This window comes from Allobosea sp. GW821-FHT09G06 (genome assembly GCF_059416005.1).
Map to the genome: position 1 here is coordinate 405,144 of NZ_JBWKOI010000001.1, position 26,456 is coordinate 431,599.

21 protein-coding genes are annotated in these 26,456 nt (G+C 68.0%); 10 read left to right on the plus strand and 11 right to left on the minus strand.

From position 1 onward, the window contains the following. Positions 1–45: 45 nt before the first annotated feature. The 3 genes from pyk to AC07NY_RS01940 all read right to left on the minus strand — a co-directional run bounded on the left by pyk (position 46) and on the right by AC07NY_RS01940 (position 3,379). Positions 46–1,485, minus strand: coding sequence for a pyruvate kinase (gene pyk / locus AC07NY_RS01930; protein ID WP_494581394.1), 1,440 nt, complete (start codon positions 1,483–1,485; stop codon positions 46–48). 173 nt (positions 1,486–1,658) lie between these two features. Beyond that, complete coding sequence (locus AC07NY_RS01935) at positions 1,659–2,102, minus strand: DUF1036 domain-containing protein (RefSeq protein ID WP_494581396.1); 444 nt, start codon at positions 2,100–2,102, stop codon at positions 1,659–1,661. Positions 2,103–2,104: 2 nt separating this feature from the next. Next, positions 2,105–3,379: a glycerate kinase type-2 family protein gene (locus AC07NY_RS01940; RefSeq protein ID WP_494583651.1), complete on the minus strand. Its 1,275-nt coding sequence runs from the start codon at positions 3,377–3,379 to the stop codon at positions 2,105–2,107. A 292-nt stretch (positions 3,380–3,671) separates the two neighbouring features. Between AC07NY_RS01940 and AC07NY_RS01945 the strand changes: the two genes are divergently transcribed. Then, a complete protein-coding gene (locus AC07NY_RS01945; RefSeq protein ID WP_112580168.1) occupies positions 3,672–3,914 on the plus strand; it encodes a GapR family DNA-binding domain-containing protein in 243 nt (80 codons plus the stop codon). Between the two features lie 212 nt (positions 3,915–4,126). On the opposite strand, the gene AC07NY_RS01950 is transcribed toward AC07NY_RS01945, so the two are convergent. Then, a complete protein-coding gene (locus tag AC07NY_RS01950) occupies positions 4,127–4,732 on the minus strand; it encodes an FMN-dependent NADH-azoreductase (protein WP_336810802.1) in 606 nt (201 codons plus the stop codon). Positions 4,733–4,847: 115 nt separating this feature from the next. On the opposite strand from AC07NY_RS01950, the gene AC07NY_RS01955 reads away from it, so the two are divergent. Continuing rightward, a complete protein-coding gene (locus tag AC07NY_RS01955) occupies positions 4,848–5,840 on the plus strand; it encodes a LysR family transcriptional regulator (RefSeq protein ID WP_494581398.1) in 993 nt (330 codons plus the stop codon). Between the two features lie 78 nt (positions 5,841–5,918). Next, on the plus strand, positions 5,919–6,527 hold the full coding sequence (locus tag AC07NY_RS01960) for a glutathione S-transferase family protein (RefSeq protein ID WP_199092128.1): 609 nt from the start codon (positions 5,919–5,921) through the stop codon (positions 6,525–6,527). Positions 6,528–6,530: 3 nt separating this feature from the next. Here the strand turns inward: AC07NY_RS01960 and AC07NY_RS01965 are convergent, their stop codons facing one another. The 3 genes from AC07NY_RS01965 to AC07NY_RS01975 all read right to left on the minus strand — a co-directional run bounded on the left by AC07NY_RS01965 (position 6,531) and on the right by AC07NY_RS01975 (position 12,029). Continuing rightward, positions 6,531–8,321 (minus strand): peptidoglycan L,D-endopeptidase MepK, encoded by a 1,791-nt coding sequence (locus AC07NY_RS01965; RefSeq protein ID WP_494581400.1) that lies wholly within the window; start codon positions 8,319–8,321, stop codon positions 6,531–6,533. Between the two features lie 188 nt (positions 8,322–8,509). Next, positions 8,510–10,426 (minus strand): L,D-transpeptidase family protein, encoded by a 1,917-nt coding sequence (locus AC07NY_RS01970; RefSeq protein ID WP_494581401.1) that lies wholly within the window; start codon positions 10,424–10,426, stop codon positions 8,510–8,512. A gap of 106 nt (positions 10,427–10,532) precedes the next feature. Then, a complete protein-coding gene (locus AC07NY_RS01975; protein WP_494581402.1) occupies positions 10,533–12,029 on the minus strand; it encodes a sigma-54-dependent transcriptional regulator in 1,497 nt (498 codons plus the stop codon). Positions 12,030–12,236: 207 nt separating this feature from the next. Here AC07NY_RS01975 and AC07NY_RS01980 point away from each other — a divergent pair, with 207 nt between their 5' ends. Then, positions 12,237–14,078: a M3 family oligoendopeptidase gene (locus tag AC07NY_RS01980; protein ID WP_494581404.1), complete on the plus strand. Its 1,842-nt coding sequence runs from the start codon at positions 12,237–12,239 to the stop codon at positions 14,076–14,078. Positions 14,079–14,175: 97 nt separating this feature from the next. On the opposite strand, the gene AC07NY_RS01985 is transcribed toward AC07NY_RS01980, so the two are convergent. Beyond that, the gene (locus AC07NY_RS01985) at positions 14,176–15,708 is read right to left on the minus strand and encodes an outer membrane beta-barrel protein (RefSeq protein ID WP_494581405.1); all 1,533 of its coding nucleotides are present in this window, start codon (positions 15,706–15,708) and stop codon (positions 14,176–14,178) included. A gap of 149 nt (positions 15,709–15,857) precedes the next feature. Between AC07NY_RS01985 and AC07NY_RS01990 the strand changes: the two genes are divergently transcribed. From AC07NY_RS01990 to AC07NY_RS02015, 6 genes are all read left to right on the plus strand, one after another. Beyond that, positions 15,858–16,832, plus strand: coding sequence for a KpsF/GutQ family sugar-phosphate isomerase (locus AC07NY_RS01990; RefSeq protein ID WP_494581407.1), 975 nt, complete (start codon positions 15,858–15,860; stop codon positions 16,830–16,832). 217 nt (positions 16,833–17,049) lie between these two features. After that, positions 17,050–17,469: a MerR family transcriptional regulator gene (locus AC07NY_RS01995; RefSeq protein WP_091860771.1), complete on the plus strand. Its 420-nt coding sequence runs from the start codon at positions 17,050–17,052 to the stop codon at positions 17,467–17,469. A 306-nt stretch (positions 17,470–17,775) separates the two neighbouring features. Next, positions 17,776–21,105 carry a helicase-related protein gene (locus AC07NY_RS02000; protein WP_494581409.1) on the plus strand — a complete coding sequence of 1,110 codons (3,330 nt, stop codon included), beginning with the start codon at positions 17,776–17,778 and terminating at the stop codon, positions 21,103–21,105. A gap of 123 nt (positions 21,106–21,228) precedes the next feature. After that, positions 21,229–21,537: an RNA-binding S4 domain-containing protein gene (locus AC07NY_RS02005; RefSeq protein ID WP_494581410.1), complete on the plus strand. Its 309-nt coding sequence runs from the start codon at positions 21,229–21,231 to the stop codon at positions 21,535–21,537. 168 nt (positions 21,538–21,705) lie between these two features. Continuing rightward, the gene (fdxA, locus tag AC07NY_RS02010; RefSeq protein ID WP_492285675.1) at positions 21,706–22,041 is read left to right on the plus strand and encodes a ferredoxin FdxA; all 336 of its coding nucleotides are present in this window, start codon (positions 21,706–21,708) and stop codon (positions 22,039–22,041) included. A gap of 378 nt (positions 22,042–22,419) precedes the next feature. Next, complete coding sequence (locus AC07NY_RS02015) at positions 22,420–23,016, plus strand: CarD family transcriptional regulator (RefSeq protein ID WP_492285674.1); 597 nt, start codon at positions 22,420–22,422, stop codon at positions 23,014–23,016. 202 nt (positions 23,017–23,218) lie between these two features. Here the strand turns inward: AC07NY_RS02015 and AC07NY_RS02020 are convergent, their stop codons facing one another. The 3 genes from AC07NY_RS02020 to AC07NY_RS02030 all read right to left on the minus strand — a co-directional run bounded on the left by AC07NY_RS02020 (position 23,219) and on the right by AC07NY_RS02030 (position 26,250). Continuing rightward, positions 23,219–24,088 carry a dienelactone hydrolase family protein gene (locus AC07NY_RS02020; RefSeq protein ID WP_494581411.1) on the minus strand — a complete coding sequence of 290 codons (870 nt, stop codon included), beginning with the start codon at positions 24,086–24,088 and terminating at the stop codon, positions 23,219–23,221. Positions 24,089–24,188: 100 nt separating this feature from the next. Continuing rightward, the gene (locus AC07NY_RS02025) at positions 24,189–25,673 is read right to left on the minus strand and encodes a M48 family metalloprotease (RefSeq protein ID WP_492285672.1); all 1,485 of its coding nucleotides are present in this window, start codon (positions 25,671–25,673) and stop codon (positions 24,189–24,191) included. A gap of 4 nt (positions 25,674–25,677) precedes the next feature. Further along, on the minus strand, positions 25,678–26,250 hold the full coding sequence (locus AC07NY_RS02030; RefSeq protein WP_494581413.1) for a hypothetical protein: 573 nt from the start codon (positions 26,248–26,250) through the stop codon (positions 25,678–25,680). Positions 26,251–26,456 lie beyond the last annotated feature (206 nt).

Genomic DNA, 26,456 nt, shown 5'->3' on the forward strand with positions numbered 1-26,456 from the left:
ATTCTCGGGTCCGCGCTGCGCTTTGCCCGAGAATGATGTCCCGGTTCACGCCTTCTCGACATGCTCCTGAGCGACGAAGGCGATGCGCACCATGTTGGTGGCGCCCGGCGTTCCGAAGGGCACGCCCGCGACCACGATGATGCGGTCGCCAAGCTTGGCGTAATGCTCGCGCACCGCGAACTTGCAGGCGCGGAAGGCCATGTCGTCGGCGTCGCTGGCATCCTTGGTGACGATGGCGTGCACGCCCCAGACCAGCGTCAGGCGCCGCGCCGTGGCGCGGTTCGGGGTCAGCGCGATCACCGTCGAGTTCGGGCGCTCGCGGGCGATGCGGAAGGCGGTCGAGCCGGACGAGGTCCAGGCGCAGATCGCCTTGAGGTTCAGCGTCTCGGCGATCTCGTGGGAGGCCTTGGCGATCGCGTCGGCGCCGGTCGCTTCCGGCTCATTGCGCTGCGAGTCGAGGATCGAGCGGTAGACCGCGTCGCCTTCGACCTCCTCGGCGATACGGTTCATCATCGACACTGCCTCGACCGGGTACTGGCCGGCAGCGCTCTCGGCCGAGAGCATCACGGCATCGGCGCCCTCGAAGACGGCCGTGGCGACGTCGGAGACCTCGGCGCGGGTGGGCACCGGGCTCGTGATCATGCTCTCCAGCATCTGGGTGGCGACGACGACCGGCTTGCCTTTGAGGCGGGCCATGCGGGTCAGGCGCTTCTGCGTGCCCGGCACCTGCTCCAGCGGCATCTCGACGCCGAGATCGCCGCGCGCGACCATGATCGCGTCGGAAGCGTCGATGATCTCTTCCATGCGCGCCACCGCCTGCGGCTTCTCGATCTTGGCGAGCGCGAGGGCTCTGCCGCGCACGATCTTGCGCAAATCCGCCATGTCTTCGGGCCGCTGCACGAAGGAGAGCGCGATCCAGTCGACGCCGACCTCGGCTGCGACCTCGGCATCGGCGCGGTCCTTGTCGGTCATGGCGGAGACGGCGATCGTGGTGTCGGGCAGGCTCACGCCCTTGCGCGAGGACAGGCGCCCGCCGACCAGAACCTTGGTCACAGCTTCCTCGGCCGAAGCCTTCTCGACGACGAGGCGCAGCTTGCCGTCATCGAGGATAAGGTGGTGCCCGGGCTCGAGCGCGCTCAGGATTTCGGGGTGGGGGAGGTGGACGCGCTTGGCATCGCCGGGGGCGGGATCGGAATCGAGCGTAAATCGCGCGCCCTTTTCCAGCATCACACCACCGTCGCCGCCGAACTGGCCGACGCGCAGCTTCGGGCCCTGCAGGTCGGCGAGGATGCCGACGGGGCGGCGGAACCTGCCCTCCAGCCCGCGCAGCATCGCGACCTTCTCGGCCAGCGTCTCACGCTGGGTATGGCTCATGTTGATGCGGAAGACGTCGACGCCGGCGGCGAACAGTTTTGCGCACATCTCCTCGGTCGCGGAGGCGGGGCCCAGGGTGGCGATGATCTTGATCCGGCGTTCGCGCTTCATTGTTCTTCCCCTGCGACCGGCGAGCCCACATGGCTCCGGCCGCGCCCTTTCGTTCGTTCTGGAGCGAGGTATGCCCGTTGCCGGGGCCTCGCTTCCGTTTCTTGTCCGCAGGGCCGGCTGACCCTGCGTCGGTCGTCTACCTTATGCCGAGACTTTCGCCCGGCGTAAGCCGGTCAGGGCCGCGGAGCCGCGCCGCCGCTGGTATCGGTCAGCTGGATCGTCCAGCTCTTCTGCTCGCCGGTATCGACTTCGAAGAAGCCGGCGCGGTCATAGCCGCGCGCCAGACAGTCCTCGATGCCCCGGATCGTGAATTCCTTGTTGCGCACGCACATGACCGATTTGCCGGTCCATTCGCCGCCCTTGTCGTAATCGACGGCGTGAACGTAGTAGAACCGCGCCGCCAGCGTGCCGCGCAGCAATGTCTCGCAGCCGCGCGGGCTGATGTTCCACCAGCCCTCGGTGATCCAGCCCTGCGCGTCGCGATAGCCGATCGCCACGCCGATGCGGCTAGACGTGGTGTTACACATGCGTAAGTCCGCCTTGGCTGGCGCCACGCTTCCGAGGAAGGCGGCCGCGCAGAAGGCGAGGGGGAGGACCGTTCGAGGAAAGCCCGGCATTCTCACGGTTCGATCAGGATCACGCGGCAATCGTTGACATTGGTCAGTGTCGGTCCCGGCTGCAGCAAATCGCCGAGCGCTTCGAAGAAGCCGGTCGAATCGTTGTCGGCGAGGGATCGGGCGGGATCAAGGCCGATCTCGGCGGCGCGGGTCAAAGTCTGGGGATCGACCAGGGCGCCCGCGGGGTCGGTCGCCTCGCCGCCGCCGCCATCGGTGCCGTCGGTATCGCCGGACAGCGCGACGATGCCGGGCTCAGCCTGAAGCGCGATCGCGAGTGCGAGCGCGTATTCCTGATTGGGGCCGCCACGCCCGGAGCCGCGCAGGGTGACCGTGAGCTCGCCCCCGGACAGGATCGCGGCGCGTTTGCCCTCCTGCTTCAGGCGTCGGGCAAGATCTGCATGGGCGGCTGCAACGTCGCGCGCCTCGCCTTCGAGATCGGCGCCGAGATCATGCACGGCATAGCCGGCGGCTTCAGCTGTCGCGCGTGCCGCCGCCAGCGCGTCGGCGGGGCGAGCGATGATGCGGAATTCGCTGTTGGCGAAAGCCGGGTGGCCAGGCTTCGGCGTTTCGTTTTCGGGATCGTCGAGAAGCTTGCGGGCTGCGGGCGGCAGGTTGAGCCCATAGCGGGCGACGATAGCGCGGGCTTGCTCTGTCGTGCTGGGGTCGGCGACGGTCGGTCCGGAAGCAATGGCGGTCGGCTCGTCACCGGGCACGTCGGAGATCGCGAGCGTCAGCAGGCGCGCCGGGGCGGCGGCGAGCACCAGCCGGCCGCCCTTGATCCGCGAGAGCCGCTTGCGGACGATGTTCATCTCGCCGATCGGCGCACCGGATCGCAGCAAGGCCTTGTTGACCGCCTGCTTTTCGGCGAGCGCAAGCCCACCGGCCGGCGCGACCCAATTGGCCGAGCCGCCACCCGAGAGCAGGATGAGCACGAGATCGTCCGCCGTGGCAGAGGCTGCGAGCGCCAGTGCCCGCTCGGCGCTGTCGATGCTGCCCTGGTCGGGCACGGGGTGGCCGGCCGCGACCATCGGGATGTGACGAGTGGGTGCGGTGTAGCCGTGCCGAGCCACGGCATGGCCGAGGAGCCTTTCTCGCGGAAAGCCCTGGTCCAGATAATGCGCTTCGGCGAGCGCTGTCATGCTGCCGGCGGCCTTGCCGGCTGCGAGCAGGATCAGGCGCCCGTTGGTTGGCGGTGGGGGCAGATGCTGCGGCAAGCAGCCTGCGGGATGGGCGCGGGCGACGGCGGCGTCGAAGATCGCGCGGGCGGTCGCGCGCATCGCTGCGATTGCGGTGGTGGATTGCGGCACGCCGCGCGGCTCCCTTGGTCCTGGCCGCTTCGCGGCGCTCTCCTTGTCATCGTTGTAGGGTGGCTTCGAAGCGGCGTCATCTGCCGTCTGGCGATCTAGTCATACTTTTTGAGAGGATTGCGCGACGGGGATGGGCCGGCGCCCGGTCGTGCGGCGTCAGGACTGTTGATGGGCAGCCGGGCTTGCGCCAGTTCGGTCTTGACGGGCGCCCCCCATCCGGGCGAACGCTGCCGGCCAATTTCGTACCCGAGAAGGTTATCAGATGGACGATCCGGTTCAGGGCGACCAGCTCAAGAGCATCGTCGAGCGCATCGAGCGGCTCGAGGAAGAGAAGAAGACGATCGCCGACGACATCAAGGAGGTCTATGCCGAGGCCAAGGGCAACGGCTACGACGTCAAGGTGCTGCGCAAGGTCGTGGCGCTGCGCAAGCGCGATCTCGACGAGCGCAAGGAAGAGGAAGCGATCCTCGACCTCTATCTCCAGGCTGTGGGCGAATCGGCCTGAGACCGCTTCGCACCTCTACTGCGGCGGCCGACTGACGGCGTTTTCTGCGCTTCCGGTGCTCACGTACCAACGTACGCTCCGCTCCGGTTCTCGAAAACACCGCCATTCACCTCACCGCAGCGAGCTGCCAAGCAATCTCAGCAACTGCCGAGCCAGATATGAAAAAGCCCCGCATCGGTCTCCCGATGCGGGGCTTTTCGTTGGAAAGAACCTCAGGCGACGAGCGCGAGCTCGGCATTGGCGTTGCGGATCGCCTCTTCGCGGGCCTCCGGGCCATAACCCAGCTTCTCAGCGCGGATGAAGGTCACGTCGGTGATCCCGGAGAAGCCGAGCATCGTGCGCAGATGCGGCTCCTGCGAATCCAGCGACTGGGCCGGGCCGCTGCTGTAGAGGCCGCCGCGGCTCTCGACGACGATGGCGCGCTTGTTCTTGAGCAGGCCTTCCGGGCCGGCTTCGCTGTAGCTGAAGGTGATGCCGGCGCGCAGCACATAGTCGAACCAGCTCTTCAGCGTCGAAGGAATGCCGAAATTGTACATCGGCGCGCCGATCACGATCGTGTCGGCCGCCTTCAGTTCCTCGACCAGGGCGTTGGAGAGGGCGAGCGCGTCCTGCTGCGCCTTGGTTCCGTTGATGCCGGCGCGGACGGCCGCCGTCGTCTCCGCGTTCAGATGCGGGATCGGGTTGGCGTCGAGGTCGCGCTCGACGACATGCACGCCGGGGTTCTGGGCGCGCAGCCGGGCGACGGTGGCCTGGACGAGCTGCCGGGAAACCGAATCGGCACCCGAAGCGCTGCTGTTGAGGACGAGGACGGTAGCCATGGTGAAAACTTCCTATCTGGCAGGAGTGATTTCGATGACCCGAAAGGTAGTGGTTCACGAATGGCACTAGAACCGCCATAATCGGAACCAGACTGTTGCTGCTAAGGGAACACCGATGGCGGAGCTGGACGACATCCGAAGCTTCATCGCCGTGGTCGAGGCGGGCGGTTTCGGCCGGGCGGCACAGACGCTGGGCCTGGCGAAGTCGATCGTCAGCCGGCGCGTGAGCCGGCTGGAGGAGGAGCTCGGCACGCGCCTGCTCAGCCGCACGACGCGTGGCGTCGCCGCGACCGAGGCGGGGCTCGAGTTCAAGGCGCGCAGCGAGCGCATCCTGGCCGAGCTGGAGGAGGCGCGCGAGGCGGTGGCGCAGCGCGCGGGCGGCGTTGCCGGGCGCTTGCGGCTGGCCATGCCGATGACATTCGGCAACCGGCATGTCGCGCCGCTGCTCGGCGAACTCGCGCAGATGTATCCGCGGCTCGAAATCGACGTGCAGGCGAGCGACCGCTATGTCGACCTGATCGGCGAGCGCTTCGATGCCGCGATCCGGATCGGCTCGCTCAAGGATTCAAGCCTGATCGCCCGCAAGATCGCGCCAGTCCACGCCACGGTCGTCGGCAGTCCCGCCTATCTCGCGCGGCGCGGGCGCCCGGTCATCCCCGCCGATCTCAACGACCATGACTGCCTGCTCTATAGCGGCACCAACGATCAGGACTGGGTGTTCCGCACCGGCAAGCGCTGGATCACGGTCAGGCCCCCCGGCCGGATGCATTCGGATAGCGGCGACACGCTGCTCTCCTGGGCCGTGGCGGAGCTCGGACTGACCGTCCTGCCGACCTTCATCGCTTCGGACGCGATCCGTTCCGGCGCGGTCGAGCCGATCCTGCTGGATTATCCGATGCCAACGCGCGCGCTCTATGTCGTGCGCCCGCCCGGCGCCTATGTGCCCGGCAAGGTCCGCGTGCTGATCGACCTCCTGGTCGAGCGCTTCGGCGGCACGCCCTATTGGGACCCCTGCCAGATGGAGGCGCATCAGCGCGGCCTGAGGCTGGACGAACCGCTGAGCGAGCAGCTCACGCCCGTCGCCAGCCCCGCGCATCAAGCGGCGTGATCCCGCGCATCACGCGAATTCGCGTGGCTTTGACATGGGGTTTCGGCACTCTCCCGCCACGTTGAAACGGAGGTCGCGATGCTGCTCGTCGGAATGCTGGATAGCCCCTATGTCCGCCGTGCGGCGATCACGGGAACTCTGCTGGAGGTGCCGTTCGAGCATCGCTCGGTCTCGGTCTTCCGGCACATGGAGGAATTCCGGGCGATCAATCCGCTGATCAAGGCGCCGACGCTGGTCACCGATGACGGCATCGCGATCAGCGAATCCCTGTTGATCATCCAGCATTTCGAGGATGTCGCGGGCCGCTCGCTGCGCCCGCTCGAAGGCGTGGCGCGGCGCCGTGATCTGGCGCTGACCGGGATCGGCATCGTCGCGGCCGACAAGGCGGTGTCGATCGAATACGAGCGCAAGCGCCCGGAGGCGCAGCGCTATGCGCCCTGGCAGGAGCGCATCGTCACCCAGCTGCATGTTGCGCTCGACCTGCTCGATGCGGCGGCGAAGGAGGGCGAGCTGACCGCCGGGCCGGAATTGCTGCCGAGCGATATCGCGGCGGCCATCGCCTGGGGCTTCTGCCGCTTCGTCATCCCAGAATTCGCGCCGGAAGAGCGCTGGCCGGCTTTGGCCGAGCAGGCGCGCGCCTGCGAGGCGCTCGACGTGTTCAAGGCTTGGCCGATCGACCGGGAATAGACGTCAGTTCTGGACGAAATTCGTCGGCAGCGGGCGGACGGCCGGTCCGGAGAAGCTTCCGGGCTTGGCGTCGACGGGGTCGGCGTGGCTGAAGCCCAGGGCCGCGGCCGGGCTCGGGCCGGCGATCGGCGCGCCTGACGGGCCGGCAGTCTTGGCACGGGCGGTCGCGACATTCACCGGCTTGCCGGGTGTGCTGCCGGTGCGGGAGACCGCGGCGAACAGGGAGTTCAGGCCGCCGCGATCCATCTCGGCGGTATCTTCGGGCTCTTCTGGAACCGGGACGGAACGTTGGGTGGCGGTCGCGAAGCTGACACCACCCTCGCGCGGCCGTACCGGTGGCAGCGAGGCGGTCACGAGCCGGCCTTCCGCGGCTTGGGCCAACGGCGCTTCAGGCGCTCCGGTGCCGCGCAGGGAGGCGATCGCGGCGTCGGCGAGTGCGGTCGGCCGCATCGGCGGCAGCGGGGCGTTGGTGGGCTGGCCGGCCACGACGATCTCGCTCGCGCTCGCCATCTCGCCCGGTCGGCGCGGCGGCAGGGAGGCCAGCACCAGCTTCTGGTCAGGCTGCGGCGCGAAGGCCAGCGCACCGCCGGCTGCGGGCAGGGCGGCGATCTGGACGGGCGCGCCGTCGTCGGCAGGCACGGAAAGACCGCGGGGCCGCGCCAGAGGCAGCGGCGCATCGATCAATTGCGGCCGGTTTTCCTGCACGCGCTGGGGAGCGGCGGCGACTGCCGGCTGCGGTGTCGGTTCCGGAGTGGGGGCCGGTTGCGGCGGGGCGGCGTTGACCTGCGGTGCCAGGCGCTCCGAGCGCTCACGTGTGAGCGAACGCGTCACAGGTTCGGCGGCGGGAGCCATGGCGACGGCGAAGCGGCCGCCATCCGGCGAATTGGCGTCGTTGTAGCCGGGATTGGCATAGGCCATGACCGCGGGCTGCTGACGCGGCGCGGCGCGGCGGCCGCGCGCGGTCGGTCGGGCATCGGCTTCCTCGTCGTCGCCGCCGAACAGCGAGGCCCATAGGCTCTTGCGGCCCGACGCCATGACGGCGCCCTCATCGAGCTCGGCAGTGGCATAACCCGCGACGGCGCCGCCGCCCGACAGGATCTCCGCCTTGGCGAGCTCGTAGCCGGCCATCGGCTGGCCATCGGCCGGCAGGTGGACGGTCTTTTCGTCGGGGAAAAGGCGCACGAGCTGGTCGCGCGTCATGCGCGGCCAGGAGCGGACCGAGCCGACATCGAGATGCACGAAGGGCGTATGGGCGTTCGGGTAGAAGCCGACGCCGCCGCGCTGGAGCCGCATGCCGATCTCGCGGATGCGGGCCGTCGGCACGTCCGGCAGGTAGAAATCCATGGCCTTGCCGAGCATATGCTGGCTGTGCTTGGCGACGGCCCGCGAGCGACGGCGCAGCATCGCGTTGGTGCCGGGCGCGCGATAGGAGGAGACGACGTGGAAGGGCTGGTCGGAGCCGAGCTGGCGCTGGACCTCCCAGACGACGTCGAAGAGCCGCGGGTCCATCCGGGTCGGCTCGTCGGTGCGCCAGTCGCGCAAGGCCCAGTTCAGTTTTTCGAGCCCGGACGAATCATAGCGGCCGTCACGCTTGAAGGTGACGGTCGTCTCTTCCTTCGTGTGCATGTGCCGGATGGTGATGGTGCGGGTGTCGCCGTTGGCGGCGGCGTCCTGCGTGCCGCGGATGCCGACCAGCGAGGCGATCAGGGCCAGGCCGAGCGCCAGCGCCTGTCGCGCGGTCGGCTTTGTGCCGGACGGCGCGCATCCTGCAAGCGTGGCGGTTGTCCTGCCCAATCTGTCTGACCCGTCTCGGTGCCCCCGCCGAAGCGGTGCGATAAACGTGAACGAACAGTTGCGGAGAAGCGTTAACGTCTCGTTAGCGAGCCGGCAATCGCCACGCCAAGAAATTCCTGCCGAACGTGGCTAAAGTCGGATCATGGCGAAAAGGTGCCCATAGGACAGGGCACCCTCGCCAAGGGGGCTCAGCCGCCCTGCTGCTCCAGCGCCTGCCGGACCAGCCGGTGGAAGCCGTAGACATCGTCGAAGCGAGTGATCTGGCCGTCATCGCCGACGACGATGGTGTTGTAGACGAGGTGGATCGGCAGGGGCTGCGGCAGGTTGATGCGGCGCTCGCCCGAGCCGATCAGGCGCTTCAGCCGCTCATGCGACCATTCCGGGCCGAGCACCTGGTCGGCCAGCGCGAAGGGGTTCTCGACCCGGACGCAGCCATGGCTGAGCGCGCGCCGCTCGCCGGCGAAGAGGCGGCGATTCGGCGTGTCGTGCAGGTAGACCGCATGCTCGTTCGGGAACATGAACTTGATCCAGCCGAGCGCATTGCGCTCGCCCGGCGGCTGGCGCACCGAGATGCCACCGCCCTTGGTGCGGGTCACGACATAGCCACGCTTGGCCGCATATTCCGGATCGGCAGCGAGGCCCGGCAGGAATTCCTTCTTCAGGATCGAGGGCGGCACGTACCAGGACGGGTTGACGATGACGTGGTCCATCTTGTGCGAGAAGATGGGCGTCGCCGATTCCGGCTTGCCGATGATGGCGCGGGTCTCGTGCACGACCTTGCCGGAGCGGATGACACGCACGCGCATCTCCGGGACATTGGCCATGATGTGGTCGGTGCCGAGATCGGGCGGCAGCCAGCGCCAGCGCTCCATCTGGGCGACGATGTCCTCCTCGCCCCGCGCGCTCGCCGGCTTGCCGAGCGCGGCCAGCGTGCGCTCGCTCAGGATGCCGTTGGCCGGGAGGCCGGCCTTCTTCTGGAAATCGGTCAGGGCCAGTGCGGTCGAGCGGTCGAAGACCGGCTCCTCGCTCGGCCCAAGGCCGAGGCGGGCGCGCACCAGCGGCACGCGCTCGTCGCGCATGCCGAGCTTGAGCGGCGGGCCGGCGGGGATGCGCACCAGCGGCGTGTCGTCGAGATGCTCGCGCATCTCGTCGAGCTTGGCCTTGAGGCGGCGATAGCCCTCATGCGGCGGGTTGTAGGCGGCGAGCACGGCGCCGGCATCCGTCGCGCCGGCAAGCTCCGAGAGCACTTCGGTCGCGGAGGGCAGGTAGAGCGTCGGCGTGATCAGCTTCGAGAGCTGGCGCGGATTGAGACGGCCGCCGCGGGCGTCGCGGGCATAGAGCACGGCGATGGCCGAGAGGCGGATATCGGCCTCGGCAAGCCTGGCCTTGTCGCTCGCCTCGAAAACGGGCAGCGCATAGTCGTTCGGACGCAGGCCATCCTCGCCGGCACGGCCGAGCTGCGTCGCGATGCGCTTGCCGGCTTCATTCCAGCCCTTGGCGCCAACCCAGAAGGGGCGGTTCTCGTTGGCCTGATAGGCGGCGATGATCTCGTTGCGCTCGCGCTCGCCGAGGCGGCGCAGCGTCAGCGCCTCCGGCAGGGCAGCGGTGATGGCGGCGGAAAATTCCGAGCCGGGCGGCAATTCGACGACGACCTTCGGCACATCCGGCATCGGCACCAGCGGCTCGACGGTGCGCAGCGGCCCGGTCTGCGGGGCAGCCTCAGCCGGAGCCGGCGATTTGACGACGGGCGTCAGGGCCGGGTCGGCCGCCGGCATCTCGACCGCGGGAATGTCGAGCGTGACCGCTTCCTCGGTCATGTCGAGGGGGGCGGCCGCATCCTGCTTCGCCGGGTCCGGCAGGCGGTTTCCGGGGATCACCGTGCCGGTGACGATCTCGGCATCGGCGGAATGGTCGGGTGCGGTCGCAGCCTGCGCAGCGGGGGCCGGCGGCGCGATGTCGGAGAGGCTGAGCTCCGGCTGCTCCGGCAGCGGGATGCCGAGCGTCGCATCGGTGTTGAGAGGGGTCTCGGCGCGGAGCGGGAGGCATCCCAGAATAATGGCCAGGGCGGATGCCGAGGTCAGTTTCGCCCAATGGCGAGGACGCATGGTCGCTATCCCGATTGCTGCCGAACCCCGCCATTCCTGCGTGACTCGGCTGGTTGAGACAAGATGCGGCGGTGCAACAGACCGCCCCATTTCGATTGGTCGCGGCTCAGGCCGCGTCGGTTTCATCGCCGTTCGATTCGCTCTCGATCAGCCCGTAATCCTTGAGCTTGCGGTAGAGCGTCGAGCGGCCGATGCCGAGCTTGCGCGAGACCTCGGACATGTGGCCGCGGTAATGCGCGAGCGCGAAGGTGATGATCTCGCGTTCGAGGTCGTCGAGCTTGCGCATGTCGGAGCCGGTGACGAGGTCGAGCGCGTTGGGATCGCGCACCGGCATCTGGATGATGCGCGGCGGCGGCTCGCCTTGCGTCTCGGAGCGGGCGAGGGAGGCGGGGGCCGGCGGAATGCGGACTTCGTAGCCGTCCATCTGCGCGGCGATCTGCGGGAACTCGGTGGTGTCGAGCTCCGGTCCGTCGGCCAGGACCACGGCGCGGAACACGGCGTTCTCGAGCTGGCGGACATTGCCCGGCCAGTCATAGCCGGTGATCAGGGCGGCGGCCTCGGCCGTGAGCCCGGTGAGCTTGCGGCCCTCCTCGGCGGCGAAGCGGGCAAGGAAGCCGCGCGCGAGGTCGGCAATGTCCTCGCGGCGCTGGCGCAAGGGCGGCAGCGTGATCGGGAAGACGTTGAGGCGGTAATACAGGTCCTCGCGGAACTCAGCCCGCTTCACCTGGTCGAGCAGGCTCTTGTTGGTGGCCGAGATCAGGCGGATATCGACGCGCACCGATTTCTTGCCGCCGACGGGATCGACCTCGCCCTCCTGGATGGCGCGCAGGAGCTTGACCTGCGCGTCGAGCGGCAATTCGCCGACCTCGTCGAGGAAGAGCGTGCCGCCATTGGCCTCGACGAACTTGCCGAGATGGCGCTCGGTCGCACCGGTGAAGGCGCCCTTTTCGTGGCCAAACAAGATGGATTCGACGAGATTATGCGGGATTGCGCCGCAGTTCACGGTGACGAAGGGCTTGCCCTTGCGGTCGCTGGAGCCCTGGATCGCGCGCGCCAGCACCTCCTTGCCGACGCCCGACTCGCCCTCGATGAGGATCGGGATGTTCGATTTCGCGGCGCGCTCGGCCAGCCGGACGACGCGGGCCATGTCCGGGCTCTTGGTCGCGAGATCGCGGAAGCCCAGCGTGTTCGAGGCGCGGCGTTTGATATGGCGCAGCTCGTGTTCGAGCGCGCCGAGCTTGAGGGCGTTGCGCAGCGAGACCTGGAGGCGCTCGGCCCCGACAGGCTTCACCACGAAATCGACGGCACCGGCCCGCATGGCCGAGACGACGGTCTCGATCGAGCCATTGGCGGTCTGGACGATGACGGGGATCTCGATGCCACGTTCGCGTAGCGCCGCCAGCACGCCCATGCCGTCGAGGCCGGGCATGTTGAGGTCGAGGACGATGGCGCTGAAGCGCTCGCCCTCGGGCGCGCCGAGCAAGGTCAACGCGGCCTCGCCGTTGTCGGCGCTGGCGACATCGTAGCCGAAGCGCTTCAGCATCGCGTCCAGCAGGCGGCGCTGGACGGGATCATCGTCAACGATGAGGACGGTGTCGGCCATGGCACCTCGAAAGCCCGTGCAGCATGAAAGAAATCTTGGCTCCAGGTGGAATCACCTGTTCCGTTCTGGGGCATGGTCGGCGAGAAGGGTTAAGCGGGGTTTAAGCCCAAGGCCGATGGCTGCGGGACGAAGCGACCGGGCGTTGATCGCCGGGGCCGTGCCGGCCTAAGGATGAGGCTCGTTTCAGTGCGCGAAGGTATCGAGCGAATGGCTTTTCATGAGACCGTCCTGCGTTCCGCCACGAAGTCGGGGGCGGCAAAGCCGGCGAATGCGACCGGCGATCTCCCGGAATGGGACCTGACCCATCTTTATCCCGGGATCGAATCGCCGGAGTTCAAGGGCGATCTGGAGCGGGGTCTTCTCGATGCGCAGGCGCTGGCTGGCCGCTATCGCGGCAAGCTCGCGGAATTCGCCGCAGCGCCAGACGGCAGCACGACGCTGGCAGCCGCAGTGAAGAGCTATGAGGGCCTGAGCGACCTGCTCGGCCGGATCGGCGCCTATGCCGGTCTGGTCTATTCCGGCGACACGACCGATCCGCAGCGCGCCAAGTTCTACGGCGACACGCAGGACAAGCTGAACGCCGCGATCACCGAATTGCTGTTCTTCGAACTGGAGCTGAACCGGATCGAGCCGGACCTGCTGGCGAAGGTCGCGAGCCAGGCGCCGCTCTCGCACTGGAAGCCCTGGCTGGAGGATTTGGCCAAGGACAAGCCGCACCAGCTCGACGACCGGATCGAGGCGCTGTTCCACGAGAAGTCTATGACGGGCGCAGCCGCCTGGAACCGCCTCTTCGACGAGACCATCGCCTCGCTGCGCTTCATCGTCGATGGCGAGGAGCTGACGCTCGAGCTCACGCTCAACAAGCTGCAGGACAGCGACGGCGAGGTGCGCCGCAAGGCGGCGGAGGCGCTGAGCACGGTGTTCCGCAAGGAGCTGCGGACCTTCGCGCTGATCGCCAACACGCTGGCCAAGGACAAGGAAATCTCCGACCGCTGGCGGAAGTTCGAGGATGTCGCGGATTCCCGCCATCTCGCCAACCGGGTCGAGCGTGAGGTCGTGGATGCTCTCGTCGCCGCCGTGCGCGAGGCCTATCCGCGCCTGTCACATCGCTATTACCGGCTGAAGGCGAAGTGGTTCGGCCGCGAGGAACTCGATTTCTGGGACCGCAACGCGCCGCTGCCGCAGGTCGAGCAGCGCACGATACCCTGGACCGAGGCGCGCGAGACCGTGCTCTCGGCCTATGGCGCCTTCTCGCCGGAGATGGCGGCGATCGCCAGGCGCTTCTTCGACGAGCGCTGGATCGACGCGCCGCCGCGCCCCGGCAAGGCGCCCGGCGCGTTTGCTCACCCTACGGTGCCATCCGCTCACCCCTATGTGCTGCTGAACTACCAGGGCAAGCCGCGCGACGTGATGACGCTGGCCCATGAGCTCGGCCATGGCGTGCATCAGGTGCTGGCGGCGCCCAACGGTGCCCTGATGGCGCCGACGCCGCTGACCCTGGCGGAGACGGCGAGCGTCTTCGGGGAAATGCTGACCTTCCGCAAGTTGCTCGACTCGACCAACGACAAGAAGCAGCGCAAGGCGATGCTGGCGGCCAAGGTCGAGGACATGATCAACACGGTCGTGCGCCAGATCGCCTTCTACACCTTCGAGCGCAAGGTCCATGAGGCCCGCCGCGAGGGCGAGCTGACACCGGAAGCGCTCTGCGAGATCTGGATGAGCGTGCAGGAAGAGAGCCTGGGCCCGGCGATCCGGCTGTCGAGCGGATATGAGCCCTACTGGTGCTACATCCCGCACTTCATCCATTCGCCCTTCTACGTTTATGCCTATGCCTTCGGGGATTGCCTGGTGAACTCGCTCTACGGCGTCTACCAGAACGCCGCCGAGGGCTTCCAGGAGCGCTATTTCGCGCTGCTTTCGGCCGGCGGCAGCAAGCCTTATTCCGAACTGCTGGCGCCCTTCGGGCTCGACGCGAAGGACCCGGGCTTCTGGCAGATCGGGCTTCGGATGATCGAGGGCATGATCATCGAGCTCGAAGGGATGGAGTGAGGGTTCTCGTCATGGCCGGGCTTGACCCGGCCATCTCGGAAACCAGCGCCTTCCGGTCATGAGATGCTCGGGTCAAGCCCGAGCATGACGGTTGAAGCTAGAACTGCACCCTGAGACCCACCAGCGAGACATTCGCGGTGTAATCCGAGCCCTGCGCGGTCGAGTTCAGGCGCTCATGGGTGAAACTTGCGCGCACGGCGAAGGTGCGCGTCAGCTTGTATTCGAGCCGCGCGCCGACATTGCTGTAGTCCTCGCGCAAGCCCTGTCCGTCATATTCGGTGCGGCTGAAATTGGTGAAGCCGGTGACGGTGAGGTTGCGGCGCAATGCATGCGCGACTTCCAGCGTGGCGCGCCGCACCGTGGTGCCCGAGGAGCCGGCGATGGTGGTGTCGCCGAGTTCGGCGCCGCCGCGCAGCGTCACCGTGGTCAGTGGCGTGGGCGACCACAGCACCGCGGCGTCGCCGACGAAACCACGCAGGTTCTTCAGGCGGCTGTCGTCGTATTTGCGATCCTGATAGCCGCCCGAGACCTCACCGGTCAGCTGCCGGCTGATCTCGAAGGTCGAGCCGACACGCCCCGTCATGCCGTTCGACGAGCGCATATAGCCGCTGGAATCGCTCTTCTCGTCGAACTCGCGCTGGTCGATCTCGGCCTGGACGAAGGGCTTGAAGCCGGGCGTGACCTCGTAGGCCGCACGCAGACGCAGGCCGTATTGCGTGAGGTTGCGATCCTTCTGCGAGAGCATCGCGCCGTTCGATAGGCGGGCATCCTCATAGTCGCTGCGATCGACCGAGCCGCGCAGCGTCAGTTGCAGCCGGTTGAAGTCATGCGTGACGCCGGCCGAGCCGCCATACTGGTAGATCTGCGGGCGGCCGGTGACCGCGGCGGTGAGGTCCGGCGAGCCCGGCCGCTGCGTGTCGAGCTTGAGCCGCGTTTCCAGGAGGATGCGGGTGTCGCGCGTCGCATCGAGCCGCAGGTCGAGACTGCCCTCGGCATCGGGGCGCGAGGCGTCCTTGGCGCGGAAGAACTCCATATAGCCGCCGCGCAGCTTGCCCTTGAGCTCATGGACATTCCAGTCGGACTGGATGTCCAGTTCGCCCTCGTGGCGGCTGTAGCCCGAGCCCTTGGTGCCTGGCGCGGAGCTGCGCTGCGGATTGGTGTCGTAGCCGACCGAGTTGGTGACCGAGGGCCGCAGCGTGATCGAGCCCATGCGGATGCCGAGCGCTGCATAGGGGTCCTCCTCGCTCGCGGCACGCCGGCGTGGCGGGGGCGGAGGGGGCGGCGGGGGCGGCATCGTCGTCACCGCCGGCTGCGGCGGACGGAACTGGCGCTGGGTGACGCCGCGCAGTGCCGGCGCCTGAATCGGTTGGCTGGCGCGCGGTGGCTGCCGCCCCGAAACGGCCGAACCCTGTCGCTGGATCAGGCCAGCGGGATCGCGGATGGCTTCCGGTTCGGCCGTTGCCGGCGAGAGGGCAGGCTGGGGTGTTGCCGGCTGTTGCGCGACGTAAGTGGGCGTGCCGGTCCTCAGATTGGCGCGGGGCATCTGCTGCGCCTGCGCCGCTGCGCAGGCGAGTGCCAGCGCGGCCAGGGCCGTGCCGGACAGAAGCAGGGTCGTCGCGCGGCCGGACACGGGCGTCGCAGGGCTCCAGGTGATGGGCGCGCGGATGGCGCGCATGGTTAACGGAGTTAGAACGAACAGGGTTAAGGAGCCGTCAACGCGGGCCGGGCCTATCGGCAGATGGTGGAAATGGCTGGCGCCGCCGTGCTACAGCGCCGGCCATGACAGCCGATATCCGCGACTCCGCCCTTCGCACCATCGCCACCGAACGCGCCGGTCTCGACGCCCTCCACGATGCGCTGGCGAATGGATTGGGCCAGCCTTTCGCCGAGGCCATCGCGATGATCCGCGCCTCGAGCGGCCGCGTTATCGTCTCCGGCATGGGCAAGTCCGGCCATGTCGGGCGCAAGCTCACGGCGACGCTGGCCTCGACCGGTACGCCCGCGCATTTCGTCCATCCGGCCGAGGCGAGCCATGGCGATCTCGGCATGGTCCAGCCTGAGGATGTGGTGATCGCATTGTCCTGGTCGGGTGAGGCGGTCGAGCTTGCCGCGCTGGTCGGCTACACCCGCCGCTTCCGCGTCGGGCTGATCGCGATGACCGCCAATGCTGAGAGCACGCTGGGCAAGGAAGCGGATATCGCGCTCGTCCTGCCCAAGGCGACGGAGGCCTGCCCGAACGGGCTTGCGCCGACGACCTCGACGACGATGCAGATGGCGCTCGGCGATGCGCTGGCCGTGGCGCTTCTGGAAGCGCGCGGCTTCTCGCGGCAGGATTTCTTTGTCTATCACCCCGGCGGTAAGCTCGGCGCACAGCTCAAGACGGTCGAGAGCATCATGCATCGCGGGGCCGACCTGCCGCTGATCGGGCTCGACACGCTGCTGCCGGACGTCATCGCGATGATCTCCGACAAGGGTTTCGGCTGTGCCGTGGTGATGGATCTGGACGGCAAGCTCGCCGGCGTCGTCACCGATGGCGACCTGCGCCGCAAGGCGGCGATGGGCGGTGGCGCCTCGCTCAGGGCGCGTGACATCATGACCGCGAACCCGCGCCGCATCGGGCTCGATACGCTCGCGGTCGAGGCGCTGGAACTGGTCAATCGCAGCCGGATCACGGCGCTGATCGTGGTCGACGGTGAAGACCGCCCAGCCGGGCTCGTCCATGTCCACGACCTGCTGGCGATGGGCGTGGCGTAATTTCGCGCGTCATGCTCGGGCTTGACCCGAGCATCTCATGACGTTCAGGCAAGGGAGCTGCGTCCGGCCCGTCATTCTCGGGTCTGCGCTTCGCTTCGCCCGAGAATGACGGCGGGACGGGCGCCCGCTCTTGCCATGTGGCTGTCAGGATCTATCTAAAGCTCTAGAAACTATAGATCTGGAGGATGCCATGACCGTTGCCGGCAAGCTCGAACGCGTGATGCCGATCGGAGCGCTCGCCGATCGCACCGGGGTCAAGGTCGAGACCATCCGCTATTACGAGCAGGTCGGGCTCCTGCCGCCGCCGGAACGCTCCGAGGGCAACCAGCGCCGCTATGGCCGGCGCCACGCCGAGCGGCTCGCCTTCATCAAGCACGCACGCGATCTCGGCTTCGCGGTCGAGAATATCCGCACTCTGCTGAAGCTTTCCGACACGCCCGGCATGGCCTGTGACGAGGCCCATGCGATTTCGGTCGCCCATCTCGACGAGGTTCGCGACAAGATCGCGAAACTGCGCTCGCTGGAAAAGGAACTGGAGCGGATCGCGACGACCTGCTCGGGCGGCGTCGCGGCCTGCGACTGCGCGATCATCGAGGCGCTGGCCGATCACGGCCAGTGCGACCACGCCCATCATTGAGGCGCCCGCCCACCCCCAAAATCTGCCTTGCCTCTCGTCTCCGGGGCGAAAAGGCTTAAATAGGTTCCTGCCGGGCGGCGTTGAGTGCCGCCTCGCCACGCCAATCCGGGAGGGCGCGATGACGACATGGCCCATGCCGCCGGGGGACGGATTCCGAAAAGGGAACAAAACCCGATTCTGCCGGAGTCAGCGATTCGGCCCCGCTTCGTTCCAGACTCGTTCTTGTCGGGTCCGCTTCTAGGATCTGCATCAACCCCGTCCACGCTCCCGCCCGCATGGGCGGGCGAGAAGATCGGCTCCTTCGCCTTGCTTCCTTTCCGTTCGCTGCCGCCCGCTGCCCGCGCCTATAGCGTCACGGCCGTGCTGGGCCCGACCAATACCGGCAAGACCCATCTCGCCATCGAGCGCATGGTCGCCCACCCCACCGGGATGATCGGCCTGCCGCTGCGCCTGCTGGCGCGCGAGGTCTATCAGCGCGTGGTCGACAAAGTCGGCCCCGAGGCCGTCGCCCTCGTCACCGGCGAGGAGAAGATCAAGCCGGAGCGGCCGCGCTTCTGGATCTGCACGGTCGAGGCGATGCCGCGCGATCTCGCGGTCGATTTCGTCGCCATCGACGAGATCCAGCTCGCCTCCGATCTCGACCGCGGCCATGTCTTCACCGACCGCCTGCTGAACCGGCGCGGCCGGGCCGAAACCATGCTGATCGGCGCCGCGACGATGCGCCCGCTGATCGAGCAGCTCATGCCCGGCGTGAACGTCGTGACGCGTCCGCGCCTGTCGCAGCTCACCTTCGCCGGCGACCGCAAGATCACGCGGCTGGCGCCTCGCTCGGCCATCGTCGCCTTCTCGGTCGAGGAGGTCTATGCGATCGCGGAGCTGATCCGCCGGCAGAAGGGCGGGGCGGCCGTGGTGCTGGGCGCGCTCTCGCCCCGGACCCGCAATGCCCAGGTCGAGCTCTATCAGTCCGGCGATGTCGATTATCTCGTCGCCACCGATGCGATCGGCATGGGGCTCAATCTCGACGTCAACCACATCGCCTTCGCGGCGGACAAGAAATTCGACGGGCATCATTACCGCAAGCTCAATCCCGCCGAGTTCGGCCAGATCGCCGGGCGCGCCGGACGGCATCTGCGGGACGGCACCTTCGGCACCAGCGGACGCTGCCCGCCTTTCGACGCCGAACTGGTCGAGGCGATCGAGAATCACCGCTTCGAGCCGATCCGCCAGATGCAATGGCGCAATTCCGATCTCGACCTGCGCTCGGTCGGTGGCCTGCTGAACACGCTGAATCTTCAGCCGTCCGAGCAGGGGCTGACGCGGGCGCTGATCGCCGAGGACATGACGACGCTGGAGGTGCTGGCGCGCGACCCGGAGATCGCGAGGCTGGCGCAGGGCCGCGCCGCGGTCGAACGGCTCTGGGAGGTCTGCGGGCTGCCGGATTATCGCAAGATATCCCCGATGCAGCATGCCGATCTCGCGTCCACGCTCTATCTCAGGCTGATGCGCCATGGCCGGCTCGATGCCGACTGGTACGCCGCTCAACTGGCCTCGCTCGACCGCACCGATGGCGAGATCGATACGCTGTCCGCGCGGATCGCACAGGTGCGGACTTGGACCTATGTTGCGAACCGTCCTGACTGGTTGCCTGATCCAGAGCATTGGCAGGGCATGGCGCGTCTTGTAGAGGACAAGCTGTCGGACGCTCTGCACGAGCGGCTGACCCATAGATTTGTCGATCGGCGCACCAGCGTGTTGATGCGCCGCTTGCGGGAGAATGCGATGTTGGAGGCTGAGGTCACCGCGACGGGCGACGTGCTCGTCGAGGGCCAGCATGTGGGAATGCTGCAGGGCTTCCGCTTCACGGCGGACCCGAAGGCCGGTGGGTCGGAGGTCAAGGCCCTGAACCTGGCGGCGATGAAGGCGCTCGGTTCGGAGATCGAGGCCCGGGCGGCGCGCGTCGTGCTGGCGGGCGACGATGCCTTCGTGCTGTCGCATGACGGTCTGGTGCGCTGGACCGGTGAGCCTGTCGCGCGTCTCACCGCCGGTGAGAAGGTTCTGGAGCCGCGCTTGCGCCTGCTGGTGGAAGAGCATCTCGGCGGTCCCGCGCGCGAGCAGGTCGAGGGCCGGCTCAATCTCTGGCTGAAGAATCATGTCACCAAGCTGCTCGGCGCCGTGCAGGTTCTGGAGGCGGCCGAGAACGTCACCGGTATCGCGCGCGGCATCGCCTATCAGGCGGCCGAGGCGCTCGGCGTGCTGGAGCGTTCCAAGGTTGGCGAGGAGATGAAGGCGCTCGACCAGGAAGGCCGGGCGGCCTTGCGCCAGCTCGGCATCCGCTTCGGCGCTTTCCACATCTATATGCCCGCGCTGCTGAAGCCTGCGCCACGCGCGCTCGCCGCCCAGCTCTGGGCGCTGAAGCATGGCGGGCCGGAGACGGCCGGGCTCGACGATATCGCCCATCTCGCGGCCTCGGGCCGCACCTCCTTCCCGGTCGACAAGGCCGTGCCGAAGGGGCTCTACCGTGCTGCCGGCTACCGCGTCTGCGGCGAGCGGGCGGTGCGCGTCGACATCCTCGAGCGCCTTGCGGACCTCATCCGCCCGGCGATCGCCTATCGTCCCGGTGTCACGCAAGGTACGCCGCCCGTCGGCGCCGCCGATCAGGACGGCTTCGTCGCCACCGGTGCGATGACCTCGCTCGTCGGCTGTGCGGGCGAGGATTTCGCCTCGATCCTGCGTTCGCTCGGCTATGTCTCGGTCAAGCGCCCGGGACCGGCGATCACCGTGCCGCTGGCGGTGCCCCCGGCCGCGACCGCGCCGGCTCAGCCTGTCGCCGCTGCTGAAACGGAAGCGGCTTCCGCTGAGGGCGATGCCGTCGAGGCGACCGCCGACACCGAGGGCCCGAGCGAGCCGGCGACCGTGCTGAACGAAGACGGGCTGGCCGAGGACGAGACGCCTGTCGTCGAAGCGCCCGCCGTCGAGACGGCTGATACGCCGATCCTGACCGAGGCGGAGCTGGACGCGGCGCGCGAGCCGGTGCCGGCCGACGCGATGGTCGCGCTTCCGGCCGCCGTGGCCGAGGAGACCGCCTCGGCTGAAGCCGTTGCTGACGAAGCTCCCGCCACTGAAGCCGCGCCGGCCGAGCCCGAGCTTATCGAGGTCTGGCGGCCGCATCGCCATCAGGGCGGGCGCCGGCCGGAGCATGGCAATCCGCGCGGTCGCCGCGAAGGCGGTGAGCGCCGCGAGGGTGGCGAGCGCCGTGGCGGCGACCGGCCGCAGCGCGAGGGCCGCCCCGGTGGTCCGCGCCGCGACGGGCGCCCCGACAACCGGCCGGCAGCTGCCGCAGGCGAGAGCGCTCCGGCGCAGCGCCAAGAGCGTCAGGAGCGTCCGCGTCAGGATGAGCGTCCGCGCCGCGACGACAGGCCACAGCGGCAGGACCGTCCCGAGGGCAATCGTGGCCCGCGCCCGGACTTCAAGCGCGACGGCCGCCCCGGCGGCCCGCGTCGCGAGGAGCGGGGTGGCGGCGCCGAGCGCTTCCAGCAGACGCCGCGTCCGCGCCCGGCCAATCGCGAGCCGGATCCGGATTCGCCCTTCGCCAAGCTCGCGGCCCTCAAGGCCCAGCTCGAAGGCAGCAAGAACTAGAGCCGGAGCCATTCCGCGTTTCTCCAAACCACGGAATGGCTTCGGCTTTTTGTCTCATCGCATTTTCTTCACGCGAACCGGTGCCCACTTCGCTCGAAAATGCTCCAGGGAGGCGCGGGCGGTTTGCAGGACGATCGTCAGCGTCTCGACAAATGGCTCTGGTTCGCGCGCTTCGCCCGCAACCGCCCGGCGGCCGTGCGCCTGGTGGAGGACGGTCATGTCCGCATCGAGGGGCGCCGCTGCGACAACCCGGCGCAGGGCATCCGGATCGGGGCGGTGCTGACGCTCGCCCTGCCTCATGCCACGGTGGTGGTCAGGGTCCTGGCTTTCGCGGAGCGGCGCGGGTCCTTCACGGTAGCCCAGCAGCTCTATGAACGGCTCGACGGCGGCAGCGGCGATGCGTCGCTTGCGGAGGCCGGGGACGAGGATTAAATCCGCGCCCTGCCTGCAGCAGCGCTGAAATCGGGCCAGGGAGGGAAATCTTCCCCGCAGCGCCTCTGCAATGACAGATCGTTCTGCAAAAGATCACGAAAACGACCTTGAAACCTGCGCCGGGCAAGGGTTTATGAGGCTGTTTAGAAGCGTTGGAAGGGCCGACCCATGACCTATGTGGTCACCGAGAACTGCATCAAGTGCAAGTACATGGACTGCGTCGAGGTGTGCCCGGTCGACTGCTTCTATGAGGGCGAGAATTTTCTCGTCATCCACCCCGACGAATGCATCGATTGCGGCGTCTGCGAGCCCGAATGCCCGGCCGAGGCGATCAAGCCCGACACGGAGCCGGGCCTCGAAAGCTGGCTGCAGCTCAACGGCAAGTTCGCGGCGAGCTGGCCGAACGTCACCCAGAAGAAGGACCCGCCGGCCGACGCCAAGGCGTTCGACGGCGTGCCCGGCAAGCTCGAGATGCTCTCGCCGGAACCGGGCGAAGGCGACTGATCCGGCGGCCTTTCGCCGCCCGCGCTGCATTAACCACGACCTCGCCATGCCATTGCAGGGGAGCGCCGTCCGGCGTTTACCTTTGATTCGGCGTGTTTTTTGTGTTACAAGCTAGTCCCAGTCGAAGTCGTTCCGCATGCCCCTGCGAGATTCAGCAATCGGGGCGCCCCCAAGAGATCACAGACGATGGAAGAGCCGGCCACGGCGCCGGGGCTTCGGTCGTCGTTCTCGTCAGGGGCCCAATGAAAGAATCGACTAGGGAGCGTGAAGCGGTGCGTTTTCCAAGCGTCGCGTCAGGCGGAAAGTCTCCTGCCACCCGGCCGGGGACCAGATCATCACGTGCTCGCGTCGAGCGGGCCGGTCAGGAGTCGTAACGGCATGTCCACTGCGAAGAAAGCTGTTGTGCGCCAGGGTTTCAAGACGGGCGAGTACGTCGTCTATCCGTCCCATGGTGTCGGTCAGATCACGGCGATCGAAGAGCAGGAAGTCGCGGGTTTCAAGCTGGAACTGTTTGTCGTCAGCTTCGCCAAGGACAAGATGACGCTGCGCGTCCCCACCGCCAAGGCTGCCAGCGTCGGCCTGCGCAAGCTCGCCGATGCCGAGTCCGTCGCCAAGGCGCTGACCACGCTCACCGGCCGCGCCCGCGTCAAGCGCACCATGTGGTCGCGCCGCGCGCAGGAATACGAAGCGAAGATCAATTCGGGCGACCTCGTCGCCATCGCCGAAGTGGTGCGCGACCTCTATCGTTCCGAGGCCCAGCCCGAGCAGTCCTATTCCGAGCGTCAGCTCTATGAGGCCGCTCTCGACCGCATGACCCGCGAGATCGCTGTCGTCGACGACGTCACCGAGACCGAGGCCCTCAAGAAGATCGAAGGCCAGCTCGCCAAGTCGCCGCGCCGCGCCGGCAAGGCCGAGGCTGAAGCCGAGGCGGATATGGAAGGCGACAACGACGATATGGCGGAAGAAGCCGCCTGAGCGGTCTATTCTCTATCGTTTCGAAGAACCCGGCGGGCGACCGCCGGGTTTTTTGTTGGTCGGATGCCTGAGGCCAATTCGCGATCATGGGCTAACAGGCCGTCATGCTCGGGCTTGACCCGAGCATCTCCTGTCGGAGGAGGCGCAGCAGCCCTCTCGTCCTGAGATTCTCGGGTCAAGCCCGAGAATGACGGCTTTCTCCTCAGGCCGTTCCCGTTCCTGCCTTGAGGAAGGCTACCGTCCGTGCCCAGGCCTGCTTGGCGGCCGCGGCATTGTAACGCTCGGCGCTGGTGTCGTTCATGAAGGCGTGGTCGACATCGGGATAGACGATGGCCTCGTACTGGATGTCGGCGGCCTTCAGCGCCTTCTCGTAATCCGGCAGCATCTGGACGAGACGGGTGTCGCGCGAGGCTTGCTGGATCAGGAGCCGGGCCTTGATCTGCGGCACCTTGGCGAGGTCGGGCGAGCGGCCGTAGAAGACGACGCCGGCCGAGAGTTCCGGGACAGAGACGGCGAGGTCGTTGACCGAGCCGCCACCCCAGCAGAAGCCGACGGCGCCGGTTCGTCCGGTCGCATCCGGGCGCGAGGCCAGGTATTTCAGTGCGGCGCGGCCCTGGGCGACGACCGCCTCGGCGGGGAGCTGCGGGAAGAGTGCGCGAGCCGCGTCGGGGTCGCTCGGCGTGCCGCCGAGCGGGTTAAGGAAATCGAGTCCGAGCGCGGTGAAGCCTTCCAGCGCCATGCGGCGGGTGATGTCCTCGATATGGGGGTTGAGGCCGCGGTTCTCATGGATGACGAGCACACCGCCGCGCTTGGCCTCCGCCTTGGGCGTGACGAGATAGCCCTTCAACGCCACGCCATCGACGGTCTGGTCGAAACGGCTGGCGGTGATGCGGGCATCGTCCGGCGCGACCTGCTGCGCATGCGCGTAGTTCGGCTCCAGCAGGGCAAGCGCGGCTTCAGCCGCCGCCGCGGTGCCGGCGATGGCGAGCAGCCGGTTCATGAAGACGCGGCGGTCGAGCGGCTTATGCGTGTATTCGTCGTAGAGTTCGACGATCCGGCGATCGAGCGCCATCTTTGCCTCCCTTGATCATGGCCTTGCGCCGATCATAGCGCCAGGCGGGCGCGATGCAGGAGGGCGTTGGACGGACTCGCGGCCTTGTGAAGGGGGCGCGCTACTCGGCGACGACCTTGTAGCGCTGGCCAGGTGTCAGCGCCGCATTGCGGTCCAGCCCGTTGAGGAGCTGGAAGAGCTCGCCCGGCCGGTCCTGCTCGGGCATGCGCTCGGCCATGCTCGCGATGGTGTCGCCGGCTTCGGCTGCGACCAGCCGGATCTGCATCGGGCGGACGGCCTGCGCTTCCGCCGGCGTCATCAGCTTGAAGCTGTCGACGATGCTGCGCATCTGCCGCTCCGGGTCGCTGCCGCCGCGTGCCGCCAGGATGAAGCGATAGACCCGGTCACCGATCTGCACGGCGGCGAGCCTGAAGGTCCAGTCGGTGCCGCGACCATGGGCGCGGATGGCGGGCTGGCCGGCGATCTCGATCTTCTCGATGCCAGTGGTCTCGACGCCCTCGATCCAGCCTGCGGCGATATAGGATTCCAGCGTCTGGCCGCTCTTCAGCGTGACGGAATCGAAGCGCAGGGCCTGCGCGCCGTTGGCGCTGACGCCGATCACCATGTCCTGCGCGGATTCCAGGCTGAAGCCCTCGGGCGCGCTGAAGCCGATGCGCAGCGCGCTGTTGAGATAGCGCCGTCCGCGGACCACGCCGTCACGCGGGTCGTCGCCATAGGCCAGGCCCTCGATCGCACCCAGCCAGCGATTGGCGTCGCGCTCGCCGATGCCGGGCGCACCGATCTGGCGGGCGGCGGCGGTGACGGCGGCGATCCGCTCCGGCGTCTGCGGGTGGCTGGAGAGGATGTCGAGCCGCTTGTCGTCGGGGCTCTGGTTCTGGCCGCTGCTGCGGAAGGCGGTGTTGCGGCCGAGCGTGGCGAGGAAGCGGCCGGCGCCATAGGGGTCGTAGCCGGCGCGCGAGATGTTACGGACGCTGATCTGGTCGGCGGTGAGTTCCTGCTGGCGCGAGAACTTGGCGAGCGAGAGCTTCGAACCGGCGCTGACCGCTGCGCCGCGCGCGGGGTCCTTCAGGACCTGCGAGACGACCTGGTTCACCAGCGCCGATTCCGCTTCCTTCTCGGCCCGCTCGACGGCGTGCTGCGCCGTGACATGGGCGATCTCATGCGCCAGCACGGAGGCGATCTCGGAGGTATCGTTGGCGAGCGCCAGCAGGCCGCGCGTGACATAGAGCCGGCCATTGGGCAGGGCGAAGGCGTTGACCACCGGCGAATTCAGGATGGTGATGTCGTAGTGGCCGATCTGGCCCTCGCCGGCCTTGGCGAGGCGCTGGACGACCTCGTCGAGGGCGGCGCGGGCGCGTGGGGCGCGATATTCGCCGCCGAAGGCCGCGAGCAGGCGCTGGTGCTCCTGGTCGGAGGCGCGCTGGATCGTGCTGATGCGCGGCGCGATCTCGCTATCGGAGGTCGCGCTCGCCGGCAGCAGCGGACTCTGGTCGCCGAGGCAGCCGACAAGCAGGAAGCCCGGCAGCACGATGGCTGCCAGCCGCTTCGAAAGTCGCGAAAGCGATGCTCGCCCGGTCTGCTGCATGTCCTCAGTCGATCAGTTCCAGCGCGGTCCGGGATGCGACCTCCAGCAGGAGGCCATCGCGCCCGGACAGGACACCATAGGCGCGCAGCCGTTTACCGCCGAGATCGCTCGCGGTCCAGCCGGCGCTCTTGAGTTCGCGCCAAAGGCTGCGCGACAGGACGATCGAGGCAGCCTCCTTCGGGCGGCGGGAGAAGTTCAGATAGGTCCGCTGGGAGCGCTCGCCAACCGAGGCGATCCGGCCTTCCAGCATGACGTAACGCCCCTCCTGCGCCTTTACCGCGGCGAGATCATGGCCATCGACCGCCGTCAGCGGCGAAACTTGCGTCCGAGATGTTACCGTTTTCTGAACAGGCGCCTTCTGCGGCGCTTCGCACGGGGATAAGCCGGGCTCGGGCATGGGCAGCGCCGCGCCCTGCCGCAGCAGCGATTGCGCGAGGTCCTGTGCCGGTTCGCCCGATGATGCTGGCGGCACCGACAGCCGCGCCGGCAGTCGCCCCCAGCGATCGGGCTCGCCGAGAACGGCAAGGCCGAACGGACGGCCCAGGAAGCCACGCAGGCCGGCATCGAAGCGCGACATCTCCTCGGGGCTCTGGCGCGGTGCGAGGCCGACGAGGCGGAGCTTCCTGCCATCGCCCAGAAGCAGGTCTCCTGCGGGATCGAGTCCAGTCAATTGCACGCTCATGGTCGCATCGGCGCCGGGCACGCAGTCGGACGCGGCCCATGCCGGCGTGACGGCAAGGGCGGCGAACAGGACGATGGCAAGAAGGGACTTCACCCGCATCG

Coding starts and splice junctions, on each gene's coding strand:
- pyk (WP_494581394.1), bottom strand. CDS start 1,485: ATGAAGCGCGAACGCCGGATCAAGATCATCGCCACCCTGGGCCCCGCC.
- AC07NY_RS01935 (WP_494581396.1), bottom strand. CDS start 2,102: ATGCCGGGCTTTCCTCGAACGGTCCTCCCCCTCGCCTTCTGCGCGGCC.
- AC07NY_RS01940 (WP_494583651.1), bottom strand. CDS start 3,379: ATGCGCGCGACCGCCCGCGCGATCTTCGACGCCGCCGTCGCCCGCGCC.
- AC07NY_RS01945 (WP_112580168.1), top strand. CDS start 3,672: ATGGACGATCCGGTTCAGGGCGACCAGCTCAAGAGCATCGTCGAGCGC.
- AC07NY_RS01950 (WP_336810802.1), bottom strand. CDS start 4,732: ATGGCTACCGTCCTCGTCCTCAACAGCAGCGCTTCGGGTGCCGATTCG.
- AC07NY_RS01955 (WP_494581398.1), top strand. CDS start 4,848: ATGGCGGAGCTGGACGACATCCGAAGCTTCATCGCCGTGGTCGAGGCG.
- AC07NY_RS01960 (WP_199092128.1), top strand. CDS start 5,919: ATGCTGCTCGTCGGAATGCTGGATAGCCCCTATGTCCGCCGTGCGGCG.
- AC07NY_RS01970 (WP_494581401.1), bottom strand. CDS start 10,426: ATGCGTCCTCGCCATTGGGCGAAACTGACCTCGGCATCCGCCCTGGCC.
- AC07NY_RS01975 (WP_494581402.1), bottom strand. CDS start 12,029: ATGGCCGACACCGTCCTCATCGTTGACGATGATCCCGTCCAGCGCCGC.
- AC07NY_RS01980 (WP_494581404.1), top strand. CDS start 12,237: ATGGCTTTTCATGAGACCGTCCTGCGTTCCGCCACGAAGTCGGGGGCG.
- AC07NY_RS01990 (WP_494581407.1), top strand. CDS start 15,858: ATGACAGCCGATATCCGCGACTCCGCCCTTCGCACCATCGCCACCGAA.
- fdxA (WP_492285675.1), top strand. CDS start 21,706: ATGACCTATGTGGTCACCGAGAACTGCATCAAGTGCAAGTACATGGAC.
- AC07NY_RS02015 (WP_492285674.1), top strand. CDS start 22,420: ATGTCCACTGCGAAGAAAGCTGTTGTGCGCCAGGGTTTCAAGACGGGC.
- AC07NY_RS02020 (WP_494581411.1), bottom strand. CDS start 24,088: ATGGCGCTCGATCGCCGGATCGTCGAACTCTACGACGAATACACGCAT.
- AC07NY_RS02025 (WP_492285672.1), bottom strand. CDS start 25,673: ATGCAGCAGACCGGGCGAGCATCGCTTTCGCGACTTTCGAAGCGGCTG.
- AC07NY_RS02030 (WP_494581413.1), bottom strand. CDS start 26,250: ATGTCGCGCTTCGATGCCGGCCTGCGTGGCTTCCTGGGCCGTCCGTTC.